Origin of the sequence: Leptonema illini DSM 21528, from assembly GCF_000243335.1 — a bacterium.
Lineage (GTDB): Bacteria > Spirochaetota > Leptospiria > Leptospirales > Leptonemataceae > Leptonema > Leptonema illini.
Genome location: NZ_JH597773.1, coordinates 1,351,540 through 1,367,676 on the forward strand (window position 1 = coordinate 1,351,540; position 16,137 = coordinate 1,367,676).

At 55.5% G+C, this 16,137-nt stretch carries 10 protein-coding genes; 8 read left to right on the forward strand and 2 right to left on the reverse strand.

The annotated features are described in order from the left end of the window. Positions 1–22: 22 nt before the first annotated feature. Together LEPIL_RS06160 and LEPIL_RS06165 are read right to left on the reverse strand one after the other, a co-directional pair. Positions 23–1,957: a YhjD/YihY/BrkB family envelope integrity protein gene (locus tag LEPIL_RS06160; protein ID WP_002770978.1), complete on the reverse strand. Its 1,935-nt coding sequence runs from the start codon at positions 1,955–1,957 to the stop codon at positions 23–25. Continuing rightward, the gene (locus tag LEPIL_RS06165) at positions 1,954–2,640 is read right to left on the reverse strand and encodes a hypothetical protein (RefSeq protein ID WP_002770980.1); all 687 of its coding nucleotides are present in this window, start codon (positions 2,638–2,640) and stop codon (positions 1,954–1,956) included. The genes LEPIL_RS06160 and LEPIL_RS06165 overlap by 4 nt, the downstream gene beginning before the upstream one ends. 84 nt (positions 2,641–2,724) lie before the next feature. Here LEPIL_RS06165 and LEPIL_RS06170 point away from each other — a divergent pair, with 84 nt between their 5' ends. From LEPIL_RS06170 to LEPIL_RS06205, 8 genes are all read left to right on the forward strand, one after another. Continuing rightward, positions 2,725–4,194 carry an O-antigen ligase family protein gene (locus LEPIL_RS06170; protein ID WP_002770982.1) on the forward strand — a complete coding sequence of 490 codons (1,470 nt, stop codon included), beginning with the start codon at positions 2,725–2,727 and terminating at the stop codon, positions 4,192–4,194. A 4-nt stretch (positions 4,195–4,198) separates the two neighbouring features. After that, positions 4,199–7,015 (forward strand): preprotein translocase subunit SecA, encoded by a 2,817-nt coding sequence (gene secA, locus LEPIL_RS06175; protein ID WP_002770983.1) that lies wholly within the window; start codon positions 4,199–4,201, stop codon positions 7,013–7,015. Between the two features lie 93 nt (positions 7,016–7,108). Further along, positions 7,109–7,966, forward strand: a complete 858-nt coding sequence (gene trpA / locus LEPIL_RS06180) for a tryptophan synthase subunit alpha (RefSeq protein ID WP_002770984.1) — start codon at positions 7,109–7,111, stop codon at positions 7,964–7,966. 41 nt (positions 7,967–8,007) lie between these two features. Continuing rightward, positions 8,008–10,716, forward strand: coding sequence for an adenylate/guanylate cyclase domain-containing protein (locus tag LEPIL_RS06185; RefSeq protein WP_002770985.1), 2,709 nt, complete (start codon positions 8,008–8,010; stop codon positions 10,714–10,716). Positions 10,717–10,766: 50 nt separating this feature from the next. Further along, the gene (dxs, locus tag LEPIL_RS06190) at positions 10,767–12,698 is read left to right on the forward strand and encodes a 1-deoxy-D-xylulose-5-phosphate synthase (protein ID WP_002770986.1); all 1,932 of its coding nucleotides are present in this window, start codon (positions 10,767–10,769) and stop codon (positions 12,696–12,698) included. Positions 12,699–12,852: 154 nt separating this feature from the next. Further along, a complete protein-coding gene (locus LEPIL_RS23660; RefSeq protein ID WP_002770987.1) occupies positions 12,853–13,293 on the forward strand; it encodes a tetratricopeptide repeat protein in 441 nt (146 codons plus the stop codon). Further along, positions 13,290–15,251, forward strand: a complete 1,962-nt coding sequence (locus tag LEPIL_RS06200; protein ID WP_002770988.1) for an ATP-dependent DNA helicase — start codon at positions 13,290–13,292, stop codon at positions 15,249–15,251. Before LEPIL_RS23660 ends, LEPIL_RS06200 begins: the two co-directional genes overlap by 4 nt. Next, the gene (locus LEPIL_RS06205) at positions 15,248–16,135 is read left to right on the forward strand and encodes a hypothetical protein (protein WP_040918362.1); all 888 of its coding nucleotides are present in this window, start codon (positions 15,248–15,250) and stop codon (positions 16,133–16,135) included. The genes LEPIL_RS06200 and LEPIL_RS06205 overlap by 4 nt, the downstream gene beginning before the upstream one ends. The last annotated feature ends 2 nt before the right edge of the window (positions 16,136–16,137 follow it).

A 16,137-nucleotide genomic window follows, 5' to 3' on the forward strand; every position in this document is an offset into this window, starting at 1 on the left:
CAGCTCATTCGCCTCGAAGGTGCTATCGGTGCTCGGTAAGGTCGGTGCGGTCAAGGTGCTCGATCCTGTGGGCGAAGCGACGGATCGTGCTGACGATGATCCCACGTCGGATGAGTCGCGGCGAGTCAAGAAGCCGCGTGATCTCAAGGCCAAGAAGAAAGAACTGAACGAGAAAAAGCAGCACCATCAGACCAAGCGGAAGGGCGACCCAGATACCGTAGACGACTCCCGTGTTCGCAAAAAGCGGAATGATCTGCCTGAAAATGGCCGTAAAACCGAGAGAGATCGTTGAGGTAAGAAGCGCTCCGAGCCATGCGGCCGTCAGACTGACACCGGCGTTAGGCAAAAGCGAATACGAAAACGTGAAGAAGATATTCAGCGCGAAAAAAGCGAGCAGGTTCACAAGCAGGTGTCCGACCAGCGGACGCCACGTAGAGGGGATTTCGCTCTCGATCGGTTCGGTGCGCAGAACGGGAATCTCGCCCGGCTGCTTGAGAGCGATACGATCCAGCCTGAATCTATAAAGGGCGTTCTGGTCGGTTCCTATGCGAAAGCCTCCGGGCTCGGGCCGGAATACGGTTAACGACGACGCCTCGGGCCTGAAAATATCGACGCCCATCCAGCTTTCGCCTTCATCGAGGGAGGCCCGGATCTCGCCCGATTTCGTCCACAGAAAGAGCCGACCTGTGGCGTCGCGGATAACTCCGCTTACGCCTGAAGAAGGGGGAAGATGAAGCGCCGGAAATGTGCTGGCGAGGTCTTTATCGAGTATGGCCACGCGTCCCGTGCCTGTGAGGGCGAGCCATCCACCGCGCTCAGGGCGAGGCTGTAAGTCGATGATCGTCTCAGAAAGCGCCGGAACCGAGCGCGGTTCGCTCCACTGAAAGGCTGCAGGACTTTCGCGCAGCATCCCCCTTGCAGTCAGTATGTATCGCGAAGGCTCCTGGCCTGTGAAGATGATCGAGCGGTGTATCTCGCGAAAGGCCGTCAGATGCTGAACTTCCATGCGTTCCGGATGAATCTGCAAAAGGCGTGAGCCGCGCGGAGAGCTTAACAGAAGCAGCAATCGTTGCGGCTCGACACGCACCGATTCGATACGCGGAACGGAGGCCCCTCGGTCATAGGTGGATTGAAAGACGCGATAGTCCCAGCTCTGGCCTGCATCAAGCGAGAAAAACAGGAAGTTAGGCCGGGCTACGATATAGATGCGATCGCCCTGCACATAGATGGACTGCGCCGGGCCCAGCTGCTCCTTCCAGCGCTGATTCGAGCTTTCCTGCGCCTCGGTTGCTTCGACGTCGGGCGTGATATTACGTCCCGGAACGTTGAAGTCGGTCTTCTCGACGTAAAGGATTTCCTGTTCCTCTATATCATCTTTTCCGTTGCGTATCGTCAGACGATGGCGATCGCGCAGCAGATAGAGGCGATCGTTTTCGAAACGCATGTCGATAATGGCGGGATGGGAATAGGCGTTCTGAACGTCCGAGAGAACGTTAACCGTGATCAGAATAAAGAAAGGTGATACGACCAGCCAGCTTGTGAAGATGGAGTTGCGAATCAGCCACGGACGCGGTTTTACCCGAAAGATATGATTGGCCGTCTCTTCAAGATACGAGAAGATGTTGATGGCCGCGTAGATCATGAAAAGCAATCCGATGCCGGCAATCGTATTCGAGCGACCGAGAATATCGTCGAGGGCGTTGACGACGGGCTCGGCGCCCGTGATGCCGTACAGCTGAAAAAACGACGTTAACTGAAATCTCAGCTCTTCACGGTTCACGTTCGTGAAGCGCATGGCGATCGTCAGCAGCGGAACGATCGAGATCAAGAGAGAGTAGGCGATGGCGTTGGCCCGTTGTGTAAGCCCGTCACGGTAAAAGCGTCGAGCTGCCGTTTCGAGCAAATCGACAAGATTGGCGATCCGGTGCAGAATGCCCGAAAAGAAAGCGCCGCTCAAGGCCGACTCCTTTCACGTATAAAACGGACCTCGCGTAGAGCGGCTCTGTTTTCATTCTTGTTTATGCCTGTGCCATAAAGGCTTAGCACTTCGATGCGCATCCATCGCTGCTTCACCTGATCTGGAAATCCTTTAGATGGCGCAATGGTCGGCAGAGAGAGCGCCACGCGCTGTCCGTCTGCCGTATCGCGCAGCGGCACGTCGATCGACGAAACAAAGACAGGAGGATCGGGGAACTTATAGTCGTGGTTGATATGATAGAGCTGTTGCTCAAAGTAGCTCAGGCGTATGCGACTGGGACGACCCACACCCGCCGTATCGCCGGTGAACAGTTCGATGCCGACGATAGGATCGGGCTCGGGAATGCGGCCGGGGCGATGCGTCATGCCCGGACTGAGCATGATATACAGTCCCTCATAATGAACAGCCGCGGGCTGTGCGGGCTTGCTACTATCGCCCGTACCGGGGTCAAGTCGTCCTGAATCAGACCAGAAGGTGGTGAGATCACCGTCGCTGACCGCTTCGAGTCGGGTCTCGGTGAGCATGGAATGAGTGGACCAGCCGAGAAAGGGCTCTCTGTAAGCGGCCAGCGTCTGACGGGTGCCCTGGATCAGCGCAAACTGTATTATCAGAAATCCCGTCAGAAAGATGGCAATGAAGGCAACTCTGCCGCTTCTCAGCATACAGGAGAGGTTCCGGGAAATTCTATTTACCGTAAATCCATTTTCGTTTTTTCAGTTCATATAGAGAACAGAGGGTGCTATTAGATGGTGGAGGATGCCGCGAAAGGCGCAAATAGAGTGAGCGATCGAGCGAACCAGATCAGCCTGTGGGCCGGTATGCTCGGCCTGTGTTTTTTTCCTCTGTCGATCAGTCTGTCGCAGGGCTTTCTGGCCGTTGCGCTTGTCGCGCTGCTGTTTCGCGTTCGCCGGAGCGGGACGGCCGCCTGGACGGCTGATTTTCGCCGGGTTATCATTCTTGTTTTACTCCTGTACGGCAGCTGGTTTGTCTCGGCCGCTCTGCATGCTCTGATCGAAGGCTCTATCTCTCCGCTGCGGGCCGCTCTGCGATCCGATTTAAAGGACGTTTGGCTGGTCGGGACGGCCGTCTGGGTTTATCATCATGGAACTGCCTCTGAAAGACATCGTAGCCTGCTTCTGCGTGCCGTTGCCGTAGCCTTCTTTATCGTGATCGGTACGGGATTTCTTTCGGTTTTTACGCCCTTCAGACTCTCAAAGACGCTCTACCATCTGCAGCATGGACTCAACTTCTCGTCAGAGGCGCGACTCCAGCATCCGATGTTTACGCTGCCGTTTGATATTACGCTCTATATGCCGGTGGGTATGCTCGGAACACACCTCGCCTACGGAGCGCAGCTCGGCTTTTTCTTTATTCCGCTCGCTCTCTATGTTCTGAATCGCTGGGTGCAGAGGCCGTGGTTTCGCAGCTGGCAGCTGGTCGACTGGATACCGACACTTCTTCTTGGCATCGCCTCTCTGGTTCTGATCCTGAATAATGCGCGATCGGCGCTTTTCGGCGTTTTAAGTGCTTTACTTGCGGGCATCTTCTTTCTAACCTACCGTAAGTGGAAACGTCGCGCTTGGACTCTGGCTCCGGTGCCCGTTCTTCTGCTGCTCGTCGCCGTCATCGTAACGGTGGCGAATGCAGATGTCCGCGAATTTCTGATGCAATCGGTCGGCCTCGAAAAGAAACATTCGGATTATCAGCGCGTGATGCTCTGGTCAACTGCCTCTCAGCTGGCGCTGGATCATCCCGTCATCGGTGTCGGTCCTAACAGGTTCTCTGAGGCCGTCGCCGATCGAATGCACGAAACGGCCGCAGATCGCCCCTACCTCTGGTATCTCTTCATGCAGACGGAGCGCGGGCATTCTCATAACGATTTTCTGCACAATATGACGACGGCAGGCCTTCCGGCCGGGCTGCTCTTTCTGCTTTTCTGGGCCGCTCTGCTCGGCCTGGCCGCAGGCAATGCTGCCCACCCTGACGATCGCTTTTCGAGCAATACGGTGAATGCCGCCGACTCTGAGCCGTCTCTCGATCGCATGCTCGTCACGATGCGACCGTATCTGCCTTATATGCCTCTCCTGCTTTTTGCAGGGGGGATTTTCCAGTGTTATTTTCTTGATGATCAGGTCCTGATGCCCTTCTGGATGTCAGTGGGCCTGGCCGCTCTGGCCCGGAAGGCCGAAACTTCAGCCGAAACTTCAATGGGATAGGTCCATGTTTGATAAAGCGTTAAAACTTGTTTTCGGAACGAAACACGAACGAGACATAAAAAAGATGGTCCCCATCGTCTCGCAGATCAATGCCCTCGGCGATACCGTGCGTGATCTGACCAACGAGCAGATCACGGCAAAGACGGCCGAGTTCCGGCAGAGGCTTGAGGCCGGCGAAACGCTCGATGATATTCTTCCCGAGGCCTTTGCCCTTGTGCGCGAAGCGGCCTGGAGAGCTCTCGGTATGCGTCACTTCGACGTACAGATGATGGGCGGTATGGTTCTGCATCAGGGCAAGATCGCCGAGATGAAAACGGGTGAAGGAAAAACGCTCACGTCGACGTTGCCGATCTATCTGAACGCCCTCTCAGGCAAAGGCGTGCATGTCGTGACGGTAAACGACTATCTCGCTCGCCGTGACGCCATGTGGATGAAACCCGTTTACGATCTGTTAGGCGTCAGCGTCGGCTTCATTCAGAACCAGATGGAATTCTCGGAGCGGCAGAAATCCTACGCCTGTGATATCACCTACGGCACGAATAACGAATTCGGCTTCGACTATCTGCGCGATAACATGGTGCAGGATCTGAGCTTTCGCGTACAGCGCGGCCATAATTACGCCATCGTCGACGAAGTGGACTCCATCCTGATTGACGAGGCCCGCACTCCTCTTATTATCTCGGGCCCGACCGAAGAGAACACCGACAACTACCGCGTCGTCGACCGTGCCGTGCGCAAACTCATCGACGCCGAAAAACGGCTACCGCCTCCGCCTCCGCGTGAAGTGGAGCCCGGCAAAGAAGAGCCGCACGTACTTTTCGGCAATTATTATGACGTCGACGAAAAGTCAAAGAACGTCCTGTTAACCGAAGAAGGCATTCATAAGATCGAAGAGATGCTCGGCGTAACGAACCTGTACGCTCCGGAGCACGTCAATCTCGTCGCACATACGTCGCAGGCACTGCGGGCACATCTTATCTACAAAGACGAGGTGGATTACGTCGTGAAAGAAGGCGAGGTCGTTATCGTCGATGAGCATACGGGCCGTCTCATGGTCGGTCGTCGTTATTCCGATGGTCTGCATCAGGCCATCGAGGCGAAAGAGAACGTCGAGATCAAACAGGAGACGCAAACGCTCGCCACCGTCACCTTTCAGAACTTCTTTCGTATGTACAAGAAGCTGGCCGGTATGACCGGTACGGCCGATACCGAAGCCGAGGAATTCAAGAAGATCTATCGCCTGGATGTCGTTGTCGTTCCGACGAACGTACCCGTACAGCGCAAGGACTACGCCGACCGCGTTTATAAGACCGAGGCCGATAAATTCAACGCCATCGTCAAAGAGATTCTCGAATGCAACGAGCGACAGCAGCCGGTGCTTGTCGGTACGATCTCCATCGAAAAATCCGAGTATCTTTCGGCCCTTCTCAAGAAGAATCATATCGCGCACAGCGTCCTGAACGCGAAGCATCATGAACGCGAGGCTGAGATCGTCGAGAACGCCGGTCGACCCGGAGCCGTCACCGTCGCCACAAACATGGCCGGTCGCGGAACCGACATCGTGCTTGGCGGCGCTCCGACCTTTTTAAAAGATCTTGAGAAGATGGAAGATAGCGACCCGGCTGTCGTTGAGTTCAAAGAGGCGCTCGTCCGCAAACAATATGAAGCGGCCGAGATGGCCATCCGACGGATCGCCCATACGGACCCCCGCAAAACGGCGCAGGATATCTTCGATCGTTCGCAGATCTGGCTGAAGTTTCACAATCAGGTGAAAGAGGCGGGCGGGCTTCATATCATCGGTTCGGAGCGGCATGAATCGCGCCGTATCGACAACCAGCTGCGCGGCCGTTCGGGGCGTCAGGGTGACCCGGGTTCAAGCCGCTTCTATCTGTGCCTTGAAGATACGCTGATGCGATTGTTCGGCGGGGATCGCTGGAGATCCATCATGGAACGCATCTGGGTCGAAGAAGGCCAGGAGCTTGAGGCGAAGATGGTGGACCGCGCCATCGCCCGCGCTCAGAAGCGAGTGGAAAGCCATAACTTCGACGTGCGCAAGCATCTGCTTGAATACGACGACGTGATGAACCGACAGCGCGAGATCATCTATGCCGAGAGAGATCGCATTCTCAACAATAACAGCGTGCGTGAGCTGATCTTCGACTGGGCCGGCGACGTCATCGAGACGCGCGTGCTCGACTTCTGCGATTCAAACGATCCCGATAAATGGCAGACCGTGTCGATGGTCGAGTGGTTCAAAGGAGCGCTCGGCTTCGAACCGAAACTGAATATCGCAGATCTTAAGAAAGAGAAAGATTCGCAGATGGCCGCGTATAACGTTCTTATGAACGAAGCCCGCTTCTTCTACGAGAACAAGGTCGCTCAGGTCGGCGAGGGCGAATTCGAATACGTAGAGCGTCGCATCACGCTTGATATCATCGACATTCGCTGGAAGGAGCATCTGTATCAGATGGACCATCTGCGCGAGGGCATCTGGGCGTCTTCGTATTCCGAGAAGAATCCGCTTGTCGAATACAAGATCCAGGGATTCCGCATCTTTGAAGGCGTTCTCGAATCGATTAAAGAGCAGGTCGTCGAGGCGCTGTTCCGTATTCAGATCATGGGACCGGTCGAACGTAGCACGCCCGAGCCGAAACGTGTGCAGGGGCAGGAGCATCATGCGCAGCTCGATTCGTTTGCAGCGTCGCAGGAGGTCGTGCCCGGGCTTAATCCGGCGCAGCAGACGTCCTCTGACAATCCGATCGTCGTATCGTCGGGCGGAGCGTCGAGAAGACGCGGCTCGCGACGGAACAGACGAAAGTAGGCGCAGGCAGGCGCAGGCAGGCGCAGGCAGGCGCAGGCGATCGGTAGAATAAACAGAGCGAAATCAAGGCCTAACGATAACAGGTGAAATCAGATGACGGTGCAAACGACAAGCCCTCTTGCTATGCGGCTGAAACAGATCATGACCGAGAAGGGCAGGCCTCTTTATATGCCGTACCTGACGCTCGGCGATCCGAGTTTTAAGGCGTCGGTTGAGATTGCCGGAGCCATGCTGCGCGGCGGGGCCGATGTGCTGGAACTGGGCATTCCGTTTTCTGATCCGACGGCCGACGGGCCGGTCATTCAGAAGGCGATGGTGCGCTCGATGAGTGCTTCAGATTTCTCGATCGATGCCGTTTTCGAAACGACTGAGAAGATCCACGCCCTGCAACCCGAGACGCCGCTTGTTTTTCTCACGTATCTCAATCCGGTGCTATCGGGATTTGCCGCCTCATCGGCCGACGAGCAGGAAAGCGCCGTTCGCTTCTTCGAGCGCTCGGCACGGGCCGGAATTCGCGGCCTGGTAATTCCCGATCTGCCCTACGATAGCAAAGAGGCGCGGCTGCTTGCCCGACTGGGAGCGATGGCCGGCGTTGAGATTGTGGGCATGATTGCCCCGAATACATCGCCAAAGCGCCTGAAAGAGATCGCTGCGGCGGCCCGTGGCTTCATCTACTACGTTACGAGCCATGGCGTTACGGGCGAACGCTCCGAGCTGCCCGCCGACCTTGTCGAACGGCTCGAACAGGTGCGAAAGCTATCTGGCGTTCCCGTTTTCGCCGGATTCGGCATCAGCCGGCCCGAACAGGCCGCAACGCTTGTCGGCCATGTCGATGGAGTCATCGCCGGCAGCGTGCATCACCGCATCATCGAAGAGGATGCATCGACGGCGGCGGCGAAAATCGAGCAACTGACGCGCGATTTTACGGCCTCTCTGCAGACGCGAAACTGAAAAAAACTTGTTAAAAAAACCATTCCCCGGAAGAACACTGTATGCGTAAAATCGGTCTTGTACTGCTCGGAATCGCCGCCGGGTTGCTGATCCTTCTGCCTGCCTTTCTTTATTTGCTGGCATTTATGGACAGCTCCTTGCAGTTCGGCTACACCCGCTTCTTCAAAGAGGTCTACTTCACCATCGTTCCAGGGATAGCTCTTGTCGGCGCCGGCTTCTTTTTTCAAGAAAAGCTTACGGCCACCGAAAAAGACCGATTCGTTCTTAAAGACTATCTCTGGACGGCTCTTTTTGTCGGTTCTCTTTTGCTTTACATCCTGGTCTTTATTGCCGGTCCCGATTCGATCTTCAATCGCATGGGCAATCTTATTCCGCCTATCGATTTTCTTGCTCCCGAATGGAATGCCTTTCTTCTCTGGATCAGCTTTTTTGTCGTTCTTGTATCTTCGATCATGCTCTATCGATCGGTGCAGCGCTTGCGCTGGGATAAGAACCGATCGGGTGCTTTGATGATCGGACTGCTGCTTTCGGTTTTCTTTTCTCTCATGATGGATCGATTTCCGTTAATGAGAAACCTGGAGAGTACATTCGAATCAGAAAAATATAGCCTTATGCGGAACCCTGCAAATTCATTGCATCCACCTTCGGGCTTAAGGTACTGTCGGGCTCCTTATGACGATAGCGGTGAAACGGTAACGACGTTTGCTCCTAATCCTGAAGGAGTCCGTGATGACATTGAGATTATCGGTATCGCAACCGTAACGTTCGAAAAGATTCAGGGGGCATGGCCTTTAGATTTCGGGGTTTACGCCAATATTGTCGATAATCTGGCGCAGGCGGAGCGAAGCGTAACACTATTCGACATTAGCTTTCAGGATGACAAAGGTATTCATGGGGGCAGCGCGTGTGGCGTCACCATAAAGTGTGATCCGCTTGAAGGAAAACCAATGCCGGGAAGGCAAACCGACATCCTCGCAAAGGCCATCGCATCGAGTCCGCAAAAGATCGTAGGAGACTTTCCAATCGAAGCCACTGACGATATGAAGTCCAAGGTGGCCAACTATCAGGCACGTCTGGACATACTCAATGAACGTGAGCGTTTAAGAAACATAAAAGGTGGACAACTCGCAAGAGTATGGGCCAAACTTCCGGTACCTCCTGTAGTCCCAATCGCTGAGGCCTACGATGGAATGGGCTTTGCAAATATCCTTAAGAGCGATTCGGGTGTTAACAGTCAGGTGCCGCTTGTGTCCAGGATTGTGAATACGGAACGCAGTCAGCAACCAGACTACAATCCCGATAGAGATGATTATTTTTATCCCGGTATTGATCTGGTTCTGGCAGTCCAATACTACGGCATAGACCTACTTGAGGATGTTGAAGTTGACTTCCTTAAAGGCGTGATTACGCTGAAAAATATTCCAGAGGTCAAGTATAGAAAATTCGACCTGGAAACAATGGCCGAGCAAGAGCTTGATATCATGGCAAAGCCGAATGCCAGCAGGCAGATCGTCATCCCTATCGACGTTTTTGGTCGCATGAATATCAACTTCCGCGGCGGCCGCTACTGCTTTCGGTACAGGGAGATCCTCGAAGTTGCTGATATGTCTCCTGAAGAAGCGGGGGCTAACTATAAGAATAAGATCGCCCTTGTCGCTATGTACTATGCCACAGGGGCGGGAACAGCTCAGGATATGCACCTCGGTCCGTACGGCGATATGGCCGGTATCGAGCATCATGCCCATGCCATCAATACGATCCTGAATCAGGACTTTGCCTACACGGCGCCTGCATGGGTGAACCTCTTGATCCTGCTTGGCATCGGCCTTCTGATGGGCATGTACCAGCCCCGCGTGCCGACGGGTATGAGCTTCGTTCTTGCTCTGGCCATTGCCGCCGTCTTCACGGGCATCACGCTTTTTGTGAGCTTCGATCTTTTCAGCTTTCATCACGTCTTCCCCACGGTTCTCATCTTACAGTTCGTGCAGCTTGTGGCCTTCATCGGCTTCCGGGCCCTGACCGAAGAAGAGAACGTGAAGTTCATTCGCACGACCTTCTCGAAGTTCGTATCGCATGACGTCGTTGAAGAGCTTCTCGCCAATCCCGAGGCGATCAGCCTTGGCGGTTCTAAAAAGGAGATTTCGGTCTTCTTTTCTGACGTGCGCGGATTCACGACGATCTCTGAGGCGCTGTCTCCGGAAGGGCTCGTCTCGCTGCTGAACGAGTATCTGTCTGAAATGACGGAGCTGATCATCGACTACAGGGGCACGATCGACAAGTACATGGGCGACGCAATTATGGCCTTCTGGGGAGCTCCGGCTCGCAACGACGACCATGCCTATTATGCCTGTGTGGCCGCCATTGCGCAGTACAGGGCCCTGCAGGGGTTGCAGAAGCGCTGGTCCGAGCGGAACATTCCGGTTATCGACATCGGTATCGGTATCAATACCGGCCTTGCCGTCGTCGGAAATATGGGGTCGAGCCGCCGCATGGACTATACTTTGATGGGAGACACGGTCAACCTCGGGTCCCGTCTTGAAGGCATTACGAAAACCTACGGCGTGAAGATCTGTATCTCTGAGTTCACCTATGAGCGAGTTAAGGATCGGGTCTATGCGCGAGAACTTGACCTGGTGAGGGTAAAAGGAAAGCTGGAACCTGTACGGATCTACGAGCTGATGGGATTGGTAAACGAAGCCGACGTGGAGTCACTCAAGGTTTCGCATTCTGCCACTCCAGCGAAGGGTTGATCTGACCGGGCCATCGGGCCCGGAATCTGGAGCCGGCGTCGGAGAAGGCGATGAAACAGTATTCCTATCTGGATCGGATCGACACTCCGGAAGACCTCAGGCGGTTTCCGGTAAACGATCTCAAGGCCGTCGCCGATGATGTGCGCGACTATCTCATCGACACGCTGGCCGAGGTGGGCGGGCATTTCGCCTCGAACCTCGGCGTCGTCGAGCTCACCGTCGCCCTTCACTACGTTCTCAACACGCCGAAGGACCGCCTGATCTGGGATGTCGGCCATCAGATTTATCCGCATAAGATTCTCACCGGCCGCAAGCATCGCCTGCGCAGTGTGCGCCGGTACGGCGGGCTGTCGGGCTTTCCCAAACGTGAAGAATCGGAGTACGATCTCTTTAATACGGGCCATGCCGGTACGTCGATCTCACAGGTAATCGGCGAGGCCCTGGCCCGCGACGTCAAAAAAGAGGACTACCGTTGCTTCTGCGTCATCGGCGATGCCTCGATGACGGCCGGTATGGCGCTTGAGGCGCTGAACCACGGCGGCCACGTCAAGTCGGATTGCGTCGTTATCCTGAACGACAACGACATGTCCATATCGCATGCCGTCGGCGCTCTCAATCATTATCTGAATCAGGTCATCACATCGAATTTCTATAACAAAAGCCGCCGGCTCTGGTACAAGTTCCTGGCCCTTCTTCCGCTTGTAGGAGCCGGTCTGCGCATGTTCTCACGTCGCATGGAGCGCGTGATGAAGAACATCTTTATTCCGGGATCGCTTTTCGAAGACCTGGGCTTTCGTTATATCGGCCCTGTTGACGGGCACAATATGGAAGAGCTTGTCGAGGTGCTCATGCGAGTGAAGCACATAAAAGGCCCCATCCTTGTGCATGTTTACACACAGAAAGGAAAGGGCTATCAACCGGCCGAGTCGAATCCCATCAAGTATCATAGCGTCACGACGTTCAATCGCAAAGACGGCACCTTTGTCGGGAAAAGCGAACAGCCGACGGTTTCTTACAGTCAGATCGTCGGCGATACGCTCACAGATATCTTTTCTCGCAATGACAGGGCAGTCGCCATCACTCCGGCGATGATCGAAGGATCGGGGCTACGCTCCCTTGCAGATAAGTATCCAGATCGTGTTTACGATGTGGGCATCGCCGAGCAGCACGCTGTCGCCCTGGCCGGCGGTATGGCTTCCGGCGGGATCATTCCGTATCTCTGTATCTATTCGACCTTTCTTGTGCGCGGTCTCGATCAGCTCATCGAAGACGTCGCCCTCATGCGCTTTCCCGTCCGTATCGTTATCGATCGCGCCGGCTGTGTGGGGCCAGACGGCGAGACGCATCAGGGGTTATACGACATCGGTTATCTGCATGCCATTCCCGAGATCCGCATCTATGCTCCGACGAACGGCGCCGAACTCAAGGCGATGCTTCTTCATATGGAGCATGACGAGGCCGGTCCGCTTGCCGTGCGCTTCCCGAAAGGGGACGCTACGGTCGCCGAGCTGAACGGACCTCTGCCCGACGTCACCGACACAAAGCCCGAGCGCATCGGCGAGGGAACCGATCTGGCCATCGTATCGATCGGCGTAATGAAAGAGGCGGCGCTTGCGCTTCAGGCGGAGCTGAAGGAGCGACACGGCATCAATGCCTCGGTCATCGCCATCCGCTGGGTGCGGCCGATCGATCTGGCTGCACTGAACGATATGCTGCGGCGGGTGGATGCCTTTGTCTTTGTTGAGGACTCGTATCGTTTCGCATCGGGGGCGATGTGCCTTCTCGAACAGCTCGACTCCGATGCCAAAGGCCGCCATATTCAAACCTTTGCCTTTCCCGATGTTCCGATCGAACACGGTACCCGCGGCGAGATCTTTCACCACTACGGTATCTCGGTCGAGGCGATGCGGGAGTTTCTCGTGCGCCATCCTAAGATGAAGCGAGAAAGTGGAAAGGTCTCGGGCCGGGCCATCTCTCTCTAAACGATAGCCCTTTTTACGGGAGAGGGACCGGAAGAGAATCTCCGGCAGAGAGCGGCAGAACCAGTATCGCCCGGCCTGCCGGGAAATAAGCGGGCGAAGGCGTTATCGCTGATTTTTTTCTGCAGTGCGGGCTCACTGTACCGTTAATGGAATTATGTCCTCATCTGAAGCACAGACGAACATTGAAGCGGAAGAATACGCTCTTCTGCACGAACTGGAAGACAACCGAGCCGCTCTGAACTGTATTCGAGCCGGATGGTATTACTTTGAGCGACGCGGCGACTCCCAGTCGGCCGGACGATGGTTTTTCAGGGCCGTCATGAGCGAGCCGAACGTTCTGCATCATCGCATCGAGCTTGCCCGATTCCTTTCGCGAGATGACAGGCTTGTGCGCGCGATTGAATGGTGGCAGGGAGCTCTGCGTCTTGCGCTTACCTTGCGCGCATCGGCCGACGAGCTGGCGCTGATCTATTTAGAACTGGCGAAGCTTTACCGACGCACCAACCGACTGGAGCGGTTTCACCGCTATCTGCATCTTTCTCTGAAGGCCTGTCCGGGGTATCGCCCGGCGCAACGGTTGCTGGATATGGCATGAACGAAGGCGGCCTGCGCTTCTTTGAATCCGATAGCCCTCTGAAAAATCTCTTTCCAGGCTTCGAGCTGCGCGAAGGGCAGAGGAAGATGGCAGAGGCGGTGCAACAGGCCCTTCGTCAGAAGCAGATCCTCGTCGTCGAGGCGGGAACGGGAACAGGCAAGACGCTGTCGTATCTTCTGCCGCTGCTTGCAGAGGCGAAGGCCACAGGACGGCGCGTGCTCGTCAGTACAGAGACCAAGACGCTTCAATCGCAGATACTCAAGAAAGAGCTTCCGCTGATTCAAAAGGCGCTCGGCGCTTTATTCGGGCAGGCCGATCCCATACAGGCCGAGATCTGCCTCGGCGCCGGGAACTACCTGTGCAAGCGAAAGCTACAGCGCCGCAGAATGGCGGGCGAAAAGCAGATATGGTACAGAGACTTCATGAAATGGGAGCGGACGACGGCGACCGGTCTTATCTCGGAGTACACGGACTATACGCCGCCAGGATTTCTTTCGGGGCTCGGCCGCGAAAGCGATCGCTGCCTCGGTGCGAGGTGCCCGAACTATCAGACCTCACATTATTTTGTCGCACGCGAACGCTGGAAAAGGTCCAATCTTTTAATCGTTAACCATGCGCTGCTTGCCCGTCATCTTCTCGGCGAATCGACGTTGCTTCCGGAATTTCACTATGCCGTCATCGACGAAGCGCACCGTTTTGCAGAGCTGTTCAACGCCCAGGCCGAAGAGACGCTTTCGCTGGAGTGGCTGAAATCCGTCGTCGCCGAACTGCCGTACCCGGCGCCCGGTCTTGTGCAGGCGTCGGATGATCTTTATGCGGCGCTGCGTCAGGCGCATGGACTGAGAAACAGACGCTTCAGGCTGACGAAGGCCCTTGATCTGCCCGAGGTGAATCCGCTTCTCGGTAGCATCGATCGTGCCGTCCAGGATCTGGAAAACGACGATCAGAGCGATCTTTTCGGCGAAACCCAGGCCGAGGCAAATCTACGCAAGACGATGCTGACGGGACGGCTGAAGACGGCATCCCGTATTCTTGACCGATTCTGCGAAGGTCCGACCTCGACGGAGGTCTTTTCGCTCGTCGTCGAGAAGGACGACGCTAAGTTAACCGTGACGCCCGTCGACAGCTCGGAGCGGATTCATGCGTTATTTCTACAGACGATCGATTCCGTCGTCTTCACCTCGGCCACGTTATCGGTAAAAGGCAGCCTCGATTATTTCACGTCACAGATCGGTATCGATGGGAAGAATCCGCGGTATCGATCGATGCAGCTGCCGTCGCCCTTTGATTATGCAGGCCGATCCATGCTTTATATTCCAAGGCATTTGCCCGAGCCTGGCGCCGTCGATACTGGATTCGAGCAGGCCTGCGTCGAAGAGGTGCGGCGACTGATCGAGCTGGCCGGCGGCGGCGTGCTTGTCGTCTTTTCGTCTCTGCGCTCTTTGCAGACGGTGGAATCCGGACTTCAGGGCATAACGTTTCCTGTTTATTCAAGCGCTAAGGACGGACCGGAACGGGCGATCGAGCTCTTTCGCCAGACCGACGATGCGGTGCTGCTCGGACTGGAATCCTACCGGCAGGGGCTTGATGTGCAGGGAGATCGCTTGCGCATGGTCGTTCTGGTAAGGCTTCCTTTTCCCGTGCCCGATGATCCGCTTCTACAGGCCCGCGAAGAGCGTGAGAAAGAGCAGGGCCGCAATCCGTTTACTTCGCTTCAGATGCCCGAGATGATTCTAAAAATGAGACAGGGCTTCGGGCGTCTGATCCGATCATCAGAAGACAGAGGAGCCGTCGCCATTCTTGATCCGAGGGTGTACACCAGGCCCTATGGCAAGACCCTGCTTGCCAGTCTGCCGCCGGCCCGTCGCACCGATTCGTTCGAGGAACTGGATCGGTGGTGGAAAGGTATTTTCACGAAGCCGGGAAAAAAGAGCATACGCGGAAAGGTTTCTATATGATAACACGAAAAAGTTATACCTTGATGAAGCTCTTTACGTTATCCGCTCTGTTTTTTATCAGTGCCGTCGATCCTGCCGGTCCTTTTACAGCTGCCCTTCATGCAGCACCGGCTGTCGACCGTCCGTTTCACCTGATCGAGAGACTCTCTGAGAATACCTATATCAACTGGACGGGCGGATGGATTTACGCGAAGGTAACGGTGCCCGTGCGTCGCGCCGAATCCATTAGCCTGACCGAGGCCAGGTTGCGCGCCGTTCGCGAGGCGAAGGAAAGGGCTCGCACCGAGTTGAGTCGTGGCGTGTTGTTGTTACCTGTCGACTCCCGCGGTAGCTATGGCGAACATATGCGCGAGAATTCTCGACTGCGGCAGGATTTTGAATCCATCGATCGCTACTATCGCCTTCTCGAACATACGACGGGCGAGGGCAGCGTTACCATTCGCATGGGACTTCCGTTATTCGGTTCTACCGGACTTCTTCGACGCATACCTGCATCGGTGCTTCCTGAGTTCGACCAGGCCCTGAAGCTGCCCGTGAATCATGAGAAGTTTACGGGCCTCATCGTCTACACGGAGCTTGCGGCTTCGTATCGACCATCGCTGCGTCCCGCGCTTGCTCTGAAAACGGGAGAGCGGTTTCTGTCGATCGACAATACGCGCGATAGCCGCGGCTTCTATTTCATGGAAGAAGAATCGGCGCGTAACTTTGGCCGGGCCGGTGATCGCCCCTTTGTATTGTATGCGACGGCCGAGTTGAATGGCACGGATTTAATCATCGACACCGACGACGCGCAGAGAATCCTGGGGAATGCCGGACTTCTCCGGTCCGTACGCGAAGGCCGCGTGGCGATCATTGTATCGGGTCCTGGCATGACCGGAAGATAGAG